Annotated in this window: 16 protein-coding genes; 7 read left to right on the top strand and 9 right to left on the bottom strand. The window is 63.1% G+C overall.

Annotation, left to right across the window (positions count from 1 at the left end):
* Positions 1-2: 2 nt before the first annotated feature.
* A complete protein-coding gene (locus tag AX756_RS19695; RefSeq protein WP_068315912.1) occupies positions 3-542 on the bottom strand; it encodes an adenine phosphoribosyltransferase in 540 nt (179 codons plus the stop codon).
* Between the two features lie 161 nt (positions 543-703).
* Positions 704-1,318, bottom strand: a complete 615-nt coding sequence (locus AX756_RS19690) for a flavin reductase family protein (RefSeq protein WP_068315909.1) — start codon at positions 1,316-1,318, stop codon at positions 704-706.
* A gap of 92 nt (positions 1,319-1,410) precedes the next feature.
* Here AX756_RS19690 and AX756_RS19685 point away from each other — a divergent pair, with 92 nt between their 5' ends.
* Complete coding sequence (locus AX756_RS19685) at positions 1,411-1,923, top strand: GNAT family N-acetyltransferase (RefSeq protein ID WP_068315906.1); 513 nt, start codon at positions 1,411-1,413, stop codon at positions 1,921-1,923.
* Here AX756_RS19685 and AX756_RS19680 read toward each other — a convergent pair.
* From AX756_RS19680 to AX756_RS19665, 4 genes are all read right to left on the bottom strand, one after another.
* Positions 1,916-2,212, bottom strand: a complete 297-nt coding sequence (locus tag AX756_RS19680) for a hypothetical protein (protein WP_156461575.1) — start codon at positions 2,210-2,212, stop codon at positions 1,916-1,918. The two genes, AX756_RS19685 and AX756_RS19680, sit on opposite strands and share 8 nt — an antisense overlap.
* 240 nt (positions 2,213-2,452) lie before the next feature.
* Entirely contained in the window at positions 2,453-4,693 is a 2,241-nt protein-coding gene (ptsP, locus tag AX756_RS19675) for a phosphoenolpyruvate--protein phosphotransferase (protein WP_068315902.1), read from the bottom strand.
* A gap of 36 nt (positions 4,694-4,729) precedes the next feature.
* Positions 4,730-5,968, bottom strand: coding sequence for an aspartate kinase (locus tag AX756_RS19670; protein WP_068315900.1), 1,239 nt, complete (start codon positions 5,966-5,968; stop codon positions 4,730-4,732).
* 167 nt (positions 5,969-6,135) lie between these two features.
* Positions 6,136-7,146 (bottom strand): Hint domain-containing protein, encoded by a 1,011-nt coding sequence (locus AX756_RS19665; RefSeq protein ID WP_068315897.1) that lies wholly within the window; start codon positions 7,144-7,146, stop codon positions 6,136-6,138.
* Positions 7,147-7,294: 148 nt separating this feature from the next.
* On the opposite strand from AX756_RS19665, the gene AX756_RS19660 reads away from it, so the two are divergent.
* Positions 7,295-7,957, top strand: a complete 663-nt coding sequence (locus AX756_RS19660) for a thermonuclease family protein (RefSeq protein ID WP_068315994.1) — start codon at positions 7,295-7,297, stop codon at positions 7,955-7,957.
* A gap of 13 nt (positions 7,958-7,970) precedes the next feature.
* Here the strand turns inward: AX756_RS19660 and AX756_RS19655 are convergent, their stop codons facing one another.
* Together AX756_RS19655 and AX756_RS19650 are read right to left on the bottom strand one after the other, a co-directional pair.
* The gene (locus tag AX756_RS19655) at positions 7,971-9,356 is read right to left on the bottom strand and encodes a helix-turn-helix domain-containing protein (RefSeq protein WP_068315894.1); all 1,386 of its coding nucleotides are present in this window, start codon (positions 9,354-9,356) and stop codon (positions 7,971-7,973) included.
* A gap of 45 nt (positions 9,357-9,401) precedes the next feature.
* Positions 9,402-10,622: a multidrug effflux MFS transporter gene (locus AX756_RS19650; RefSeq protein WP_068315992.1), complete on the bottom strand. Its 1,221-nt coding sequence runs from the start codon at positions 10,620-10,622 to the stop codon at positions 9,402-9,404.
* A gap of 188 nt (positions 10,623-10,810) precedes the next feature.
* Here AX756_RS19650 and AX756_RS19645 point away from each other — a divergent pair, with 188 nt between their 5' ends.
* The 5 genes from AX756_RS19645 (at position 10,811) to AX756_RS19625 (ending at position 16,090) form a co-directional block, all read left to right on the top strand.
* A complete protein-coding gene (locus AX756_RS19645; RefSeq protein WP_068315892.1) occupies positions 10,811-12,343 on the top strand; it encodes an acyl-CoA carboxylase subunit beta in 1,533 nt (510 codons plus the stop codon).
* Positions 12,344-12,471: 128 nt separating this feature from the next.
* Entirely contained in the window at positions 12,472-12,822 is a 351-nt protein-coding gene (locus AX756_RS19640; protein WP_068315889.1) for a hypothetical protein, read from the top strand.
* A gap of 8 nt (positions 12,823-12,830) precedes the next feature.
* Entirely contained in the window at positions 12,831-13,205 is a 375-nt protein-coding gene (locus AX756_RS19635; RefSeq protein ID WP_068315886.1) for a DUF6497 family protein, read from the top strand.
* Between the two features lie 49 nt (positions 13,206-13,254).
* Positions 13,255-13,656: a hypothetical protein gene (locus AX756_RS19630; RefSeq protein ID WP_068315883.1), complete on the top strand. Its 402-nt coding sequence runs from the start codon at positions 13,255-13,257 to the stop codon at positions 13,654-13,656.
* Positions 13,657-14,092: 436 nt separating this feature from the next.
* Positions 14,093-16,090, top strand: a complete 1,998-nt coding sequence (locus AX756_RS19625; RefSeq protein ID WP_068315880.1) for an acetyl-CoA carboxylase biotin carboxylase subunit — start codon at positions 14,093-14,095, stop codon at positions 16,088-16,090.
* A gap of 150 nt (positions 16,091-16,240) precedes the next feature.
* Here the strand turns inward: AX756_RS19625 and AX756_RS19620 are convergent, their stop codons facing one another.
* Entirely contained in the window at positions 16,241-16,726 is a 486-nt protein-coding gene (locus AX756_RS19620) for a DUF4174 domain-containing protein (protein WP_231701110.1), read from the bottom strand.
* Between the last annotated feature and the right edge of the window lie 174 nt (positions 16,727-16,900).

The raw sequence follows: 16,900 nt of genomic DNA, 5'->3' as shown, positions 1-16,900 counted from the left end.
GGTCAGGCGCCCTCGAAGGCGCACAGGGCATGGACATCCATGCCCATGTCCTCGAGTTTCTTGCGTCCGCCCAGATCTGGCAGGTCGATCACGAAGGCACAGCCGACCACTTCGCCGCCGAGCCGCTCGATCAGCTTGATGCCAGCCTCGGCCGTGCCGCCCGTGGCCAGAAGGTCATCGACCACCAGCACCTTGGCGCCGGGCTCGATGGCGTCGTCATGCACCTCGACCACGGCCTCGCCATATTCGAGCGTATAGGCCTCGGAGATCACCGGGCCGGGCAGCTTGCCCTTCTTGCGGATCGGCACGAAGCCGATGCCGAGCTGGTGCGCGACCGCGCCGCCAAGGATGAATCCCCGCGCTTCAAGCCCCACGACACAGTCGATGGGCGTGCCGGCATAGGGGTGCAGCAACTGGTCCACCGCGATGCGCATGCCGCGCGGATCGGCGAACAGCGTGGTCACATCGCGGAACATGATCCCCTCATGGGGGAAGTCGGCGATGGTGCGGATATAATCCTTGACCGTCTTATGGGATCCCATGGGGTGCATTCCTTTTGCCTTGCCGCGCGATGACCAGCCACGTGCCGCATCTGGCCGACCCTAATGAACCCAAGGCGCGCGCGATGGGCAAGGGGGCAGCGGCCAAAGCCGGGCGACTGTGCCAAGATGACGCCGCTGGATGGCGGCGCCTTCAGGTCATCTCAGACCGCCTGTTCGCCGGGGCGGGACATCGAGAAGATCTCGGTCACGTGGGTGAAATCGCGGTAGCCCATGCGGGCGAGCGGCTGGAAGCGGGTCACGTCGAAAATACCGTCTACGATGCAGTCATCGCGCAGGTGGATGCCCACCACCTCGCCAAAGGCGACGAGATTGGCCTTGCCCGACAGTTCAACGATCTGGGTCAGGCGGCATTCCAGCGTCGCGGGGGCATTGGCGATGCGGGCGCAGTCGATCTGGGTGCATTCAGCACGCACGATCCCGGCCATCTCGGCCTCGTCTACGTCCTTGTCCCACGGGCCGGAGGTCAGGTTCATCGCCTCGCGCATGGCATATTCCACCACGTTCACGGCAAAGACGCCGGTATCGCGGATATTGGCAAGCGTGTCCTTCGTGCCGTCGCGGTCGTGCTTCTTGCCGGTGGTGGCGAACATCACCTGCGGGGGCGTGTAGGACACCGCGTTGAAGAAGGAATAGGGGGCAAGGTTCTCGGAACCGTCCTTGCCGCGTGTCGAGATCCACGCGATCGGGCGCGGGGTCACGATCGCGTTGAAGGGATTATGCGGCAGGCCGTGGCCGTCCTCGGGGCGATAGAACATGTCTGGCGTCTCCTTTGGGAGTGATTTAACGCTGTGACGACGGCGTTTCCAGCCGCAATGTATGCAATGCAGGATGTTCGACGGCTCAGGGCATGGAAATTCTCCTGGAACAGGAAACCGAAGAGGATTGGTGGGAGGTCGAGCAGCTGCTCGATACCTGTTTTGCGCCTGGTCGCGAAGCTCTTTCCTCCTATCGGCTGCGCGAAGGGGTCGACCCGGTCGCGCGCCTGTGCCTGACCGCGCGCGAGAACGGGATCCTTGCCGGGGCGATCCGGGTCTGGCCGGTGCGGGTGTCGGGGCGCACCGTTGCCCTGATTGGTCCCGTGGCAGTTCACCCGACCCGGCAGGGCGAAGGGCTCGGCGCCATGATGATCCGCGAAGTGATCGATCGCGCGGAGGTCATCGGATGGCAGCGAATGATGCTGGTGGGCGACGCGCCTTATTACAGCCGCTTCGGTTTTCGCAAGCTCGAAGGCGTGGTCATGCCGCCGCCCACCAACCCCGAACGCGTGCTCGGTCTCGGTGATTGGGACGGGATCACCGGCAAGGTCATCCGCGCGGCCGGGGCAGGTGTTTCGCCTCTCAGGCAGGAACGGATCAGCTGATATCGTGGCCGTAGCTTGGGCGAACGCCGCTGCGGCGCGCCTCTGCGGCGATGGTTTCGCACACCCTGTCCACAGAGCCCCAGATGGTCACGGATTCGCCGGCCAGCCGCCGATTGCGCCTTAGCACGGACCGGATCAGGTCCACCTGGTCGGCCGGCACCTGCCAGAGGACGTCGGGCGCTTCTCCCGATTCGGGCGGCATATACCCCCTCCAGGCGATGCGGGTCAGCACGCGGCGCGCGAAATCGCTCCGGGTGCGCGGTATTTCAAGTGAAAGAATATCGGTCACGTCTCGTCGTACTCCCCAACGTGGCATGTGCCGAAAAGACACACAAAACAGCGGGCTGTTGCGCGCAGCAACCCGTAATTCATGGCACACGGAGCAGGTTGGGGATGGCGAGCCGTCTTGTGTTCGCGCAAGAAGACGGCACCCCTGATCCATTCATGGACAGTAATGCGTCGAACTGCCGCCCTCAAGGGCAGCAGCACAACGAGCCCTTCTTCGTCGGCGAAGCTCCGCTTGCGCCGGTCAGCCTTGTTGGCGAAGCCAGTCCATCAGGGCGGGGCGAACGGTCTGCGCACCGCCGGCACGGGCGGCGTCAATCAACTCCCGAACTTCGGCAAGGTTCGAGCGCCGCAACAGGTGCTTGACCGGACCGATCGAGGCTGGTCGCATGGAGAGTGCCCGGAACCCCATGGCCGCGAAACAGAGCGCCTCGACCGGGCGCCCGGCATCCTCGCCGCAGAAGCTCAGCGGGGTCTTGGTTTCGTTGCAGCGCATCACGATCCATTCCAGGAAGGTCAGGAAGGACACGTTCAACGTGTCATAGCGACGGCGAACGCGCTCGTTCTCGCGGTCGGCGGCAAAGAAGAACTGCTTCAGGTCATTGCCGCCAACGGAGATGAAATCGGCCAACTCGAAGAACTGCTTCGGGGCGAAGGCGAGGCTGGGCGTCTCCAGCATGGCACCGATCTCGACCTTGCTCGGCAGGACATGGCCCATCTTTTCTTCGCGGTCTAATTCGTCAAGGAACCGGCGCCGCGCGACGCGGAACTCGTCGAACTGTGCGACAAATGGGAACATGACCGAGAGCGGCCGCCCCTTGGCGCCGCGGATCATGGCCTGCAGCTGCATCCGCATGACGCCGGGTTTGTCGAGCCCGACCCGGATCGCGCGCCAGCCGAGCGCCGGGTTCGGCTCCTCCTGCGGCTTCATGTAGGGCAGGACCTTGTCCGAGCCGATATCCAGCGTGCGGAAAACAACGCGCTTGCCCTCGGCCGCATCGAGCACGCGGGAATAGGTCGCCGCGAGTTCGCCGCGGCTGGGCAGCTTGGAGCGGACAAGGAATTGCAGCTCGGTTCGGAACAGCCCCACGCCCTCGGCACCGGAAGACTTGAGCGAGGGCAGGTCGGCCATCAGCCCGGCATTCATGTCGAGCCGGATCGTCGGCCCGTAAACGGTGGTGGCGGGGACACGGCGGATGGAGGCGTAGCGCTCCTGCGCCTTGGTCATCATCGCCATCTTGTCGCGGAAGGCGGTGACGACCGTATCCTCGGGCCGCAGATGCACGATCCCCTGCTCGCCATCGACCAGAACCTGGTCGCCATTCAGCGCCTCGGTGGTGATGCGCTCGCAATTGATCACCAGCGGAATGGCCAGCGCGCGGGCGACAATCGCCGCATGGCTGCCCACCGAACCTTCCTCGAGAATGATCCCCTTGAGCCCGCGCCCATAGGCCAGCAATTCGCCCGGCCCGATATTGCGCGCCACGAGGACCGGGTTTTCGGGCATCTCGACGCCGGTATCGCTGCCCTGTCCGGTCAGTAGGCGCAACAGCCGGTTGGACAGGTCGTCAAGGTCATGCAGGCGCTCGCGCAGGTAGGGATCAGGCACCTGCTCCATGCGCGCGCGGGCGGCTGTCTGCTCCTTTTCGACGGCGGCTTCCGCCGAGAGGCCGCGATTGATATCGGCCTCCATGCGCCGCTTCCAGCCCTTGGAATTAGCGAACATCCGGTAGGCTTCCAGCACGTCGCGCTGGTCCTTGTCGGTCACCTCGGCGCTGGTCAGCATCTCGTCCACGGAGATGCGCAGCTTGTCCACGGCTTCGCCCAGGCGAACAAGTTCGGCTTCGGCATCGTCTGCGAATGGGTTGGTGACAACCACCCGCGGTTCGTGCAGCAGAACATGGCCTTCGGCCGCGCCTTCCTGGCCGACACTGCCGCGCATCATGACCGGATGCTGGTGCGGTGCGGCCATGGCGGCGCCTTCGCCGATGAAGGCGCCCAGTTCCGTCATCTCGGCCAAAACCATGGCGACGACCTCGGTCGCGTAGACCTGGTCCTCGCTATAGGGCTTGGACTCCTTGGACTGCACCACGAGCACGCCGAGCCGTTCGCCCAGCCGTTGGATCGGCACGCCGAGGAAGGCCGAATAGATCTCCTCCCCGGTCTCCGGCATGAAGCGGAAGCCGGCCTCCGAAGGCGCGTTTCCGGTATTGATCGGCTTGGTGGATGCGGCCACGCGGCCGACGAGACCTTCGCCCATTCGCATCCGCGTCTTGTGCACGGATTCAGGGTTGAGGCCTTCCGTCGCGCAAAGCTCGAGCGTGTCCTCGTCACGGAAAAGATAGATCGAGCATACCGGAGTCGCCATCTCCTCGGCGATCAGCCGGGTGATGCGGTCAAGCCGTTCCTGCCCCTCGGCAGGCTCTGCAAGGGCCTGCTTCAGCCGGCCCAGCAGCTTTCTGCTGCCACTTTGGGTTTCGCTCACCTGTCTCGTCCCCTTTGGGGGAGCGGCGGGGCGTTATTACCCCGCTTTCTCCAGCCCGAAGGCATCATGGAGTGCCTGAACGGCCAATTCCAGATATTTCCGGTCGATCAGGACAGAGATCTTGATCTCCGATGTCGTGATGACCTTGATATTGATGCCTTCGCTCGAAAGCGCGTCAAACATCTGAGCGGCCACGCCGGTATGGGAGCGCATCCCGATGCCGACCACCGAGATCTTGCAGACGTCGTTATCCACCACGACGTCGTGGTAGTTGATCAGTCCCTTTTCGCGGGCTTCCTGCACGGCGCGGTCGGCGCGGGCCACCTGGTTGGTGGGGCAGGAGAAGGTCATGTCGGTGCGACCTTCCTCGGAGATATTCTGGATGATCATGTCGACGTTGACGCCGCCATCCGAAAGCGTTCCAAAGATCGCGGCGGCCACTCCGGGGCGGTCTGCGACCGAAACGAGCGTGACCTTGGCTTCGTCGCGGCTATAGGCCACGCCAGAGACGACATTGCTTTCCATGATTTCCTCCTCGTCGCAGACCAGCGTGCCTGCGTTGGGGTCATATTCCTCGAAAGACGAGAGCACGCGGAGCGGCACCTTGTAGCGCATGGCCAACTCCACCGAGCGGGTCTGGAGCACCTTGGCGCCCAGGCTCGCAAGTTCCAGCATTTCCTCGAAGGCGATCTTGTCGAGCTTGCGCGCCTTGGAGGAGATCCGCGGGTCGGTCGTATAGACGCCGTCCACATCGGTATAAATATCGCAGCGCTCCGCACCGAATGCGGCGGCGAAGGCGACGGCGGTGGTGTCCGAGCCGCCGCGTCCGAGCGTGGCGATCCGGCCTTCCTCGGTAACGCCCTGGAAGCCGGCAACGACAGCCACTTTCATGCCTTCGGCGAACTTGGTGTTGATATTATGGGTCGGGATCTCTTCGATCCGCGCCGCGGCATGCACCGGCGATGTCTTGAGCGGCACCTGCCAGCCCTGCCAGGAGCGGGCGGGGACGTCCATTTCCTGAAGCGTCAGCGCCATCAGGCCGGCTGTGACATTCTCGCCCGAGCTGACAACCGCGTCATATTCGCGGGCGTCGAAAAGCGGCGAGGTCTCCTCGACCCACCCGACCAGCTCGTTCGTCTTGCCGGCCATTGCCGAGACGATGACGATGACATCGTAGCCGTTGGCCACTTCGCGGCCGACGCGCTTGGCTGCCCGGCGGATCCGGTCCAGCGTGGCGACAGAGGTGCCGCCGAATTTCATTACCAGAAGCGGCATGGTTTCCGCCCGTTCCTTTGGTTCCGTTCGCGGGCCGGGATAGGCGAAGGGGGGGCAGGACGCAAGGGCAAGCGGCGCAAAGCCGGTCTTCGGTGCTGTCCTAGGCAAGTCGGCTCCGAGTCAGCCGCCTTCGGGCGGGCCGCCTCCGGGCGTGCCAATGCCGCGGATCAAGCCGTCAAACGATGCAGGTGTCGGTTTTCCTGTGGACCAAAGGCCATGGGGGGGAGGGCCAACGCCTCCTGAACACTCAGAAGGCGGCGTGCCGCTTGCATGTCTCCGGTCAGCGCGATGCGTGCCGGCGGCAAGGCGCCGGGCGTCTTTCCGAGCGTTCCGCAGGCCACGTCTCCGAGCAGGAGGCTCTCGGCCGGGGCCCCTTCGGCTTCAAGGATCTCATGCCCCTCGAGGAGCACGTGCAGGAAGCAGACTTGCCTTTGCGGGACGATCCGGATGGTGTCGCCATTCACCAGAGCCTTTGCAGGTACGAGGACTTCGGGCTCCGCGAAGAGAAGCTCCGCCGGGGCGCCGGTGACGAGCATGCGGTGTTGCTGGGAGACATGCAGCGGCGCGGTGTTTCCGATCGCGCCGGGGGCAAAATACACCGGTGCCGCTGATCCGACACCCAACAGGCTGCGTCGGCTGACCCATTCGACCGGCTGCAATCCATTGTCGCGGGTCTGGATCCAGTCGCCTGGTGCAAGGGTTTCCACCGGGCGCGGCCCATGTGCCGTGAGAATATGCGTTCCTGCACAGAAGCAGACATGGCCGTAGGTCGCTTCCTGCGTGTCATAATTGTAGAATTGCGCGATCCGACCCGAATTCGTGACATCATTGTACCATTGGTCGACATCGAAATTCGGCGTCCAGATCACTTGAACGACGCCGTGTTCCGAATCTGTCCCTTCAAACACGACCGCTCCGACATCCTGACTTCCCAGCAGGTCCGAGCGCAGAACGGTTGCGTCGGTGAGGGTGATGTTCCCCTGCGGTCCGGAGAAGCTGATCGAATAGGTCTCTCCAGTTTCGAAAAGGTAGGGGCTGTCATCCTCGCTATGGGAGGTAATCACCAGGGAGTCGTAGGTTTCCGGCGGAGCATCGAAGCCGCTGGTCGTGGAGGTGACGCCGACATTACTCCCGCTTGAAACAGCGAATTCGCTGTTCTGGGCCGTTATCTCAACCATGTTACGCTTCACTCATTTTTCTGTCGGCGACCTGGACAGTCTGTTGTCCCATCGAAACAGCGCAGTAGCGCAATGCTCACCGGAGCGGGCGCTAATCATGTTTTCGATTCGGTTTGTTCCGACTGCCTGTGACCTCCATCTTGGGGGCATGAGTTTAACAAAGCGTTCCATCCTGATCCTTGCCCTGCTGGCAGCGTCGCCGGTTGGGGCGCAAACCCTGACCGGCCCGGCGTGGGTCAGCGACGGAGACACGATCCGCATCGAGGCGGAGGCTATCCGGCTGCACGGGATCGATGCGCCCGAAAGCCGCCAGGAATGCGAGGGGCGCGATGGCCATGCCTGGGCCTGCGGGGAATGGGCACGGGAGGTGCTTTCGGAGCTGGTGGAGAACAAAACCGTGCGCTGCGAGGGGATCGAGCGGGACCGCTACGGCCGGTTGGTCGCCAAATGTCACGTCGACGGCATGGATATCGGCGAGGAGATGGTCGCGCGCGGCGCGGCCCATGCCTATCGCAAGTATTCGCTCGACTATGTGGATGCCGAGAAACGGGCCTTTGTCGCGGCAATCGGGCTGTGGCAGGGAGAGCATTTGCCGCCCGATGCCTATCGGGCGCAACGCGCCGATGCAGAGCAACCGGTTCCGGCATCGGGCTGCGCGATCAAGGGCAATATCTCGAAATCCGGCCGGATCTATCATGTGCCCGGGCAACATGATTACGCGGCGACGCGAATCGACGAGGGCAAGGGAGAGCGCTGGTTCTGCAGCCCGCAGGAAGCCGAAGCCGCCGGTTGGCGGGCGGCGCGCCGGTGAGAACCGCCGGGCTCTACTCCCGGATCTCGTAGGGAAGAACTTCGCGCCGATTGACCGGAAAGCTCAGCTTGCGTTCCAGCGGCGGGATGGATCTCTGGTGACAATCGCTCCTTTCGCAGATCCTGCAGGAGGTGCCGATGGGCTCGTATGCGGCCGGGTTCTCGGTATCGAGCCCGTCTGCATAGACAAGTTGCGAAGCATGGCTGACCTCGCAACCAAGTGCGATTGCATAGCGCCGGTCCGGCGCGCCCCAGGCCCCGGCATGTTTCGAAACATCGCGTGCGAGCAACAGGTAGCGTTCGCCATCCGGCGTCTGTGCCAACTGTCGCAGGAAGTGGCTCGGGGTCTCGAAGGCGCGGTGGACATTCCAGAGCGGGCAGGCACCGCCGAAACGGGCGAATTGCAGGCGCGTCGCGGAATGGCGCTTGGTGATATTGCCGGCCTGATCGACGCGGACGAAGAAGAAGGGGACGCCCTTGTCGCCGACCCGTTGCAAGGTCGAAAGCCGATGCATGATCTGTTCGAACGAGGCGTCGAAGCGATGGGCCAGCCGTTCGATGTCGTGGCGCGTCTCCTGCGCGGCCGCGCGGAACCGGCCATAGGGCAGCAGCGCCGCGCCGGCGAAGTAGTTGGCCAGACCGATCCGGGCGATGGCGCGTGCCTGGTCGCTCTGGAACCGGGCCAGATCCAGTGTCGCCTCCAGAAGGTCGGATTGTGTGATAAGTGCAATCTGGTGCAGAAGCTGGAAATTACGGGTTGCGGGGGCAGCCTGGGCCGAGAGGGTAAGTTCCCTCTGTTCCGGATCGTAGTAGCGGAGGTGTTTTCTCTCGGAAAGGCTGAGGGTTATGCCGCGTTCCTGAAGCGCATGATGTGCTGACGCGACGGGATCGTCACCGGCAAAAAACTCTGCCGCACGGTCGACCGCATCGATGTGATTGTCGATATAGTGAAAGAAATCGCGCACCTCGTCCCAGGGTGATACCGCCACGCTCTCGGCCCGTTGACCGAGTGCTGCGTCGAGCGAGACCAGCCGCTCCTGGGTTCTGCGATAGGCGCTGTGCAGTTCGAGAAAGGCGCGGGTCAGGGCGGGTGCGTTCGAGGCGGCAAGCCGTAGATCCGCAAGCGGTGGGGTGTCTGAGAAGACCGGGTCGGCCAATGCCTCGCGCATGTCGGTGACGATCCGCTCGGTGTCGCCCGAGCTCAGCTCGGTCACGTCCAGCCCGAATTCCTGCGCGAGCGCCAGCACGACCGTGGTGGAAACCGGCCGGTGGTTGTTCTCCATCTGGTTGAGATAGGGCAGCGACACCCCGAGCTTGGCGGCAAAGACCTTCTGTGTCAGGCCGAGGCGGGTACGGATTTCATGCAGCTTTACGCCGGCATAGAGCTTCTTCTGGGACATGGTTCTTTGCAGCTTCGCTTTTTGCCGAGTGTCGCTTTGCAAAGATCAGGTGGCAAGCTGCAATTGGCGTTCCCGGCGCAGCACGAAGAGCATGCACAGAAGGGAGAGCGCGGAAGAGAGCAGCATCAGGACTTGCAGCGGCATGGGAGAGGCGCTCCCTTCCAGGAGATGCCCGGCCAGGCTCGACAGCGCCGCGCCGCCTCCGATCATAATGAAGCCACCCAGTCCGCTGGCGGTTCCGGCCAGTTTCGGCCGGACTGACAGCAGGCCAGCGGCCGTGTTCGGCATGACCAGTCCATTGCCCAGCCCGAGGCTGGTGATGAGGCCAAAGAACACGATGGGGTGCTGAATACCCGCCAGGCCCAAAACAAGCGACAGGCCCATGCCCACCGTGGCAATGGCGGTGCCCCAGAGACTCAACGGGTTGATCCCGATTCGGGCCGAGAAACGTCCGGAAATGAAGTTCCCGAAGCCGTAGCCGATCGCCGGAGCGCCCAGGCAGATGCCAGTCCAGAATGGGGGCAGGTCGAAGATGTGGTCGGCCGCATAGGGGGCGCCACCGAGAAAGGCGAAGAAGGCGCCCGAGGCGAAGGCGGCAGCCAGCGCATAGCCCCAGAAGCGTGGCGAGGTCAGCAATTCGGGGTAGTCGCGGACCTGCTCAGCGAAGGTGGCGCCGGTATTGGTGGCGGTCTCCCCGAGATCCCTCCAGCACAGCCAGGCAATGCCCCCCCCGAACAGTATGAGAAAGACAAAGATCGACTGCCAGCCGAACAGCTCGTCCAGCGCCCCGCCGATCATCGGGGCGAACATCGGCACGAGTGACATTCCCATCGTGACATAGCCGATCCGCGAGGCGGCTTCGTCCTGTGGGTAGATGTCGCGCACGACGGCGCGCGACAACACGATCCCCACCGCGACCGTCGATTGCAGCATGCGGAAGATCAGGAAAACGGTGGCGGAAGTTGCCAGCAGGCAGCCGAGCGTCGCAAGCAGGAAAACCAGGATCGACACGAGCACGACGGAGCGCCGGCCAAAGCGATCCGAGATCGGGCCGATCAACAATTGCATGATCGCGGTCATCGCCAGGTAGAGCGAGACCGAGAGTTGCATGACCGCGTAATCCGTCTCGAAATAGTCGGACATTGCCGGCAGGGACGGCAGGAAGACCGACATGTTCATCGCCGACAGTCCTGCGAGCAAAACCAGTGTGACGATATGTGGCGGGGTTGCGCGGTCGAGAAATAAGACCTGTCTGGGCGCTGGCATTGTTCGGGGATAGGCGCTGGAGCGGGGGAAGTCCATGTTGCGTTCGTGTTTTGGCAGGAAGTGGCTAGTTTGCAATAATTCAATTTGCATTCATGTGATTGCCAAGAATTTGCAAATTTTCTAAAACAGTCTTTCCGTTCTCCGCCGAGGAGCGCTACCACAGTGCGAGGATATCAGGGGGACGGAGAATGAGAGAGATTCTTGAGGAGCTGGAAAGCCGTCGTGCATCCGCCCGGCTTGGTGGGGGGCAGCGCCGTATCGACAACCAGCACAAGAAAGGCAAACTGACCGCGCGAGAGCGGATCGACCTGCTGCTGGACGAGGGGTCCTTCGAAGAATTCGACATGTTCGTTACCCATCGCTGCACCGAATTCGGGATGGAGGACGAGAAGCCCGCGGGCGATGGTGTCGTGACCGGCTGGGGGACGATCAACGGCCGGCTTGTCTATGTTTTTAGCCAGGATTTCACGGTTTTCGGTGGATCGCTGTCGGAGAGCCACGCGCAGAAGATCTGCAAGATCATGGATATGGCGGTGCAGAACGGTGCGCCGGTGATCGGGCTCAACGATTCCGGCGGTGCGCGAATCCAGGAGGGCGTGGACAGCCTTGCCGGCTATGCCGAGGTATTCCAGCGCAATATCGAGGCCTCCGGCATCATCCCGCAGATCTCGGTGATCATGGGGCCCTGCGCGGGTGGCGCGGTCTACAGCCCGGCGATGACGGATTTCATCTTCATGGTGAAGGACACCTCCTACATGTTCGTCACCGGTCCCGACGTGGTGAAGACGGTGACCAACGAGGTGGTGACGGCCGAGGAGCTTGGCGGGGCCTCGACCCATACGCGGAAATCCTCGGTGGCGGACGGGGCGTTCGAAAATGATGTGGAAGCGCTGGTGGAGATCCGGCGGCTCTTCGATTTCCTGCCGCTCAACAACAAGCAGAAAGCGCCGGTGCGGCCCTTCTTCGACGATCCGAACCGGACCGATGACAGTCTCGACACGTTGATTCCGGACAATGCGCATACGCCGTATGACATGAAGGAGCTGATCCTGAAGGTCGCCGACGAGGGGGATTTCTTCGAGGTTCAGGAGGAGCACGCGAAGAACATCATCACCGGCTTCATTCGTATCGAAGGGCAGACGACCGGCGTGGTGGCCAACCAGCCGATGGTGCTGGCGGGATGCCTGGACATCGACAGTTCCAAGAAGGCGGCCCGTTTCGTGCGGTTCTGCGATGCGTTCGAGATCCCGATCCTGACGCTGGTCGATGTGCCGGGCTTCATGCCGGGGACGGACCAGGAATATGGCGGGGTGATCAAGCACGGCGCCAAGCTGCTCTTTGCCTTTGGCGAGGCGACGGTGCCGAAAGTGACGGTAATCACCCGCAAGGCCTATGGCGGCGCTTATGACGTGATGTCCTCCAAGCATCTGAAAGGCGATATCAACTATGCCTGGCCAACGGCGGAAATCGCGGTGATGGGCGCCAAGGGAGCGGTCGAGATCCTGCATCGCTCGGAACTGGGCGACGCGGAGAAGATCGCCGCGCTCACGGCGGAATACGAAGATCGCTTTGCCAATCCCTTCGTGGCGGCAGAGCGCGGCTTCATCGACGAGGTGATCCAGCCGCGCCGGACACGGCTCCGGGTGGCGCGGGCCTTTGCCTCGCTGAGGAACAAGAAAGTGGCCATGCCCTGGAAGAAGCACAATAACATTCCGCTGTGAGGTGGAGGCTGGGACGGGGGGCGCTGCTCCCCGAGCCCCCAGGGAATTTGTGGAAAGAGGAAGGGCAGGTCACGTCGGATGAAAAGGCTCGGTTTGAACATCGCGGTGGCGAAGTCGGGAGAGCGGATGTGAGCCGGGGTCGATGGCATGTACGGCGCGACGGTGCGCGGCTCGTTTTGGCGCGGCATTTGCCGGAGCGCTTCGACGTGGTCGCGGAAACGACGCTTCCGGCGGCGGGGCGCGAGCGGATTGCACAGCAGGTGCGGCAGGACATGTGGCGCGCGCTGCAAGGGCAACGGGGGTTCTCGCCGGTGGTCGAGGTGGTGTCCTGCGAGGTGGGATTGCGCGTTCGGGCCGGTGGGCGCGTTGCGGCCGCCCGGTTTGACCGGGATGGGTTGGAGGCGCGGATCGCCTCCGTTCTGGAAGCGCCGGAGAAGCGGCGTCGTTGGGTTAAGAATGCCGGGGGGCAAGGCGGATGAAGCGGTGGATGGCAGCTATTGCGGTTTTGGCGGGCGCGGGGGCGCTTCAGGCCAAGGAGGTGGTGACGCCATCCGGGCTGTCGGTGGAATTCCTCGACCGGATCGTGGAAACGCAGGCGGGCGGCGAGACCTGGCTGACCCTGCGTTATGTGACGCCCCGGATCGGAGATGACGAGGGCGAGTTGGGCTATGACCAGGTCGCGGATGACATTGACGCCCTGTGCAACATCGAAGGGGTCAAGGCCGCGACCGAAACCGGAGAGGTGGACCAGCTCATGATCGCCTTGATGGACAGGGCGGTGCAGCGCGGCGTTCACGATCCGGAGGCGACGATGTTCATCGGCGCCTACCTGCTGACCGAGGGAGGCTGTGTCTGGCAATGAGGACGCACGCGGAAAATCCGACGGAACGCGAACGTAGCAAGAGGCAAGAATGCTGAAACATCGGGGCTTTCCCAGCCGGTTGACCGGGACGGATTACCAATTCACCCTGCGTCGGGCCAACAAGGGCGGTGCGACGCCGCTCAAGGCGCGCGAGCGTTTTGCCGATCGCAAGCCCGCGGATCGGCGGGCGGATGCGGCTTTTCTCAATGCCATCCTGGAGAATTTCGGCGACGCGCCCTTCGAGCGTGGCAACCTGGATGCGGGGCGGCTGAACTGGCTCTTTGGCCGCGAGATCGTGGCGGCCGAGGAGCCGTTCGATCCCGAAAGCTACGAGGCCCTGCTCAAGGCGGATCTCAAGGTGATTCAGCGGAGCTTTCCTGAGGTGCTGGACAGGTTCGAGATCATCGATGACCCCGAGGACGGGCCCGAGGACGGGGAGGACTGGGCGTGATTTTGCCGAACTCCCTGAAACTGTGGCAGGAACCGGCCTATCCGATGGTCCCGGCAATTGCAGGCTTTTGGGAATCGGCGTTTCGGGGCACCAAGGGCGCGGATACGGTGCATCCCACGTCAAACACCGTCTCCGGGATCTATAGAAGTACCCCTTCCGACTTTCGGCGGCCGCGCAATCGCATTGCACGGCTGCCTTTTTTCGCTCCGGCGGCCGCTTTGGATAACAGGGGCCGGGAATTGCCGGTATCGGGGCGCGGCCGGACGACGCCGCGCGACGGAGCAACCAGAAATTACAAGTCGGCGCGGCGCCATGGCCGTGCCGGGAGAACAGACGAGGCCACGGGGGCGAGGAGCGCCGGTGGTCTTTACCGGGATATTTGCAAGGGACCGGCCGCAGAGGGAGTGGCCGAGGGTCCAATGGGAGGGGTTGGAGCATGTTCAAGAAGCTGCTGATTGCGAACCGGGGCGAGATCGCCTGCCGGGTGATCAAGAGCGCACAGAAGATGGGGATCAAGACGGTCGCCATCTATTCGGATGCGGACCGTAACGCGCTGCATGTGCAGATGGCGGATGAGGCGGTGCATATCGGGCCGGCGCCCGTGAACCAGTCCTATATCGTCATCGACAAGGTGATGGACGCGATCCGCCAGAGCGGGGCCGAGGCCGTGCATCCGGGCTATGGGTTTCTCAGTGAGAACCGCAAATTTGCCGAGGCGCTGGAAGCCGAGGGCGTGGCCTTTGTCGGCCCGCCGGCCTCGGCCATCGAGGCAATGGGTGACAAGATCACCTCCAAGAAGCTCGCTCTGGAGGCCGGCGTCTCCACCGTGCCCGGCTATATGGGCCTGATCGGGGATGCCGAGGAGGCGGTGAAGATCGCGGGCGAGATCGGCTATCCGGTGATGATCAAGGCCTCCGCGGGGGGCGGCGGCAAGGGTATGCGGATCGCCTGGAACGACGCCGAGGCGCGCCAGGGGTTCCAAAGCTCCAAGAACGAAGCAGCGGCGAGTTTTGGCGATGACCGGATTTTTATCGAGAAATTCATCACCCAGCCGCGCCATATCGAGATTCAGGTCCTGGCCGACAAGCACGGCAACTGCATCTATCTCAACGAGCGCGAGTGCTCGATCCAGCGGCGCAACCAGAAGGTGATCGAGGAGGCCCCGAGTCCCTTCCTCGACCCGGAGACGCGGGCGGCGATGGGCAACCAGGCCTGCGCGCTTGCCAAGGCAGTGAATTACAGCTCGGCCGGGACGGTGGAATTCATCGTCGATGGTGACAGGAATTTCTATTTCCTCGAGATGAACACCCGCCTGCAGGTGGAGCATCCGGTGACCGAACTGACCACCGATGTCGACCTCGTGGAACAGATGATCCGCGTCGCTGCCGGGGAGGAGCTGGGTATCGAGCAGGAGGATGTCGGCATCAAGGGCTGGGCCATCGAGAGCCGGCTTTATGCCGAAGATCCCTATCGCGGTTTCCTGCCCTCCATCGGCCGGCTGACCCGTTACCGCCCGCCCGCAGAAGCGGCGACGCATGAAAAGGGGGTGCGCAACGATACCGGCGTCTATGAGGGCGGCGAGATCTCGATGTTCTATGACCCGATGATTGCCAAGCTCTGCACCTGGGGGCCAACCCGGGCCAAGGCGATCGACCACATGCGCGACGCGCTGGATGCGTTCGAAGTGGAAGGGATTGGCCATAACATCCCGTTCCTGTCGGCGGTGATGGACCATCAGCGTTTCATTGACGGCAATATCACCACCGCTTTCATCGACGAGGAATATCCCGAAGGGTTCAACGGGGTGGAACTGAGCGAGGCCGGCAAGAAACGGGTCGCCGCCTGCGCCGCCGGCATGTTCCGCGTTGCCGAGATCCGGCGGACACGGATTTCCGGCACGATGGATAACCACAAGCGCAAGATCGGCACGGAGTGGATCGTCTCGGTCGACGGCGAGGAGTTTCCGATCAAGGTGGAAGCCAACAAGCATGGCACCACGGTTGTCTTCGAGGACCGCCGGATCGGGATGAAGTCGAAATGGACCCCGGGCGACTCGCTGGCCGAGGTCGATATCGCCGGCAAGAAACACCACTTCAAGGTCGACAAGATCACCTCCGGCTACCGCATCCGCTACCGTGGCGCCGACATGAAGGTGAATGTGTTTACGCCGCTTCAGGGGGCGCTTGCCCGGTTGATGCCGGAGAAAGTGGCGCCGGATACCTCCAAGCTGCTGCTTTGTCCGATGCCGGGGCTGATCGTGAAGCTCGATGTCGCGGTTGGCGACGAGGTTCAGGAAGGCCAGTCGCTCTGCACCGTCGAAGCGATGAAGATGGAGAATATCCTGCGTGCCGAAAAAACGGGTATCGTGTCCAGGATCAATGCGGGGCCGGGCGACAGCCTCGCCGTCGATGACGTGATCATGGAATTCGAATAGGAAGGCGAGCGGGAATGGTAAGTGCGACACGGACTCGACCGAAGGAACCGGCGCATATGCGCTGCGGCCTCTCGGTGCGTGTCGCGCTGCCGGTCCTGGCGAACAAACCAAGCTTTGCGGAGGTCAGTTCATGACATCCGACCGCCCGCTTCACTGGCCGATCGATCCGCTCCTGTCGCGGATTTCCTGTCGCCGGAGCGGGGTCTTGTCGATGGAGCGGGTGATTTCGCGGGTCGACCAGGGCGCGGGTTTTCGCAGCTTGATCTCACCATCCTTGTCCACCATGACCAGCGCGAATCCGCGCGGGCGCAGATCCTTGCGCACGTCCGAACGCAGTTCGGGCGCGGTGTCCGTCACCACGACCACGTCCCGTTCGAGCAGGTCGCGCGGGCGTTCCTCGATCATCTGCATCTGCTTGGTGAAGCGCGGATCGGCCGGCGTGTCGGCAAAGACCAGCAGGACTCGTTTCGTCCAGAGATACGATGCCAGGTCAACCTGCTCGGCCGACAGGATCTCCAGTTCGGCGGGTATTTCGACGTTCTCGGCCGGTTCTGCCGTATCCTGCGCGGTTGCCGCAAGGGGTGCGACGGCGAGGGCGGCGGAAACAAGGAACATGCTCAGGGGGATGCGGAACAAATCGGGCTCTCCTGCTGTCTTCAAAGATATAGGGGAGGCAAAGCGGAAAGCTAAGGGAAAATCGTGCGAAAGCCGCATGCGGCCAATCATCCTTAACGCGCCGGCAAGGGGCTGTGGGTTATGGCAAGGGAAGAGAACCCGTGCGGGCTGGCGGCCCGTGCCAGCCGGAGCCTG

This window comes from Aliiruegeria sabulilitoris (assembly GCF_001558155.1).
Classification (GTDB): domain Bacteria; phylum Pseudomonadota; class Alphaproteobacteria; order Rhodobacterales; family Rhodobacteraceae; genus Tropicimonas; species Tropicimonas sabulilitoris.
Note: the sequence above shows the minus strand (reverse complement) of the source record. Positions and strands in the feature narration are given on the sequence as shown.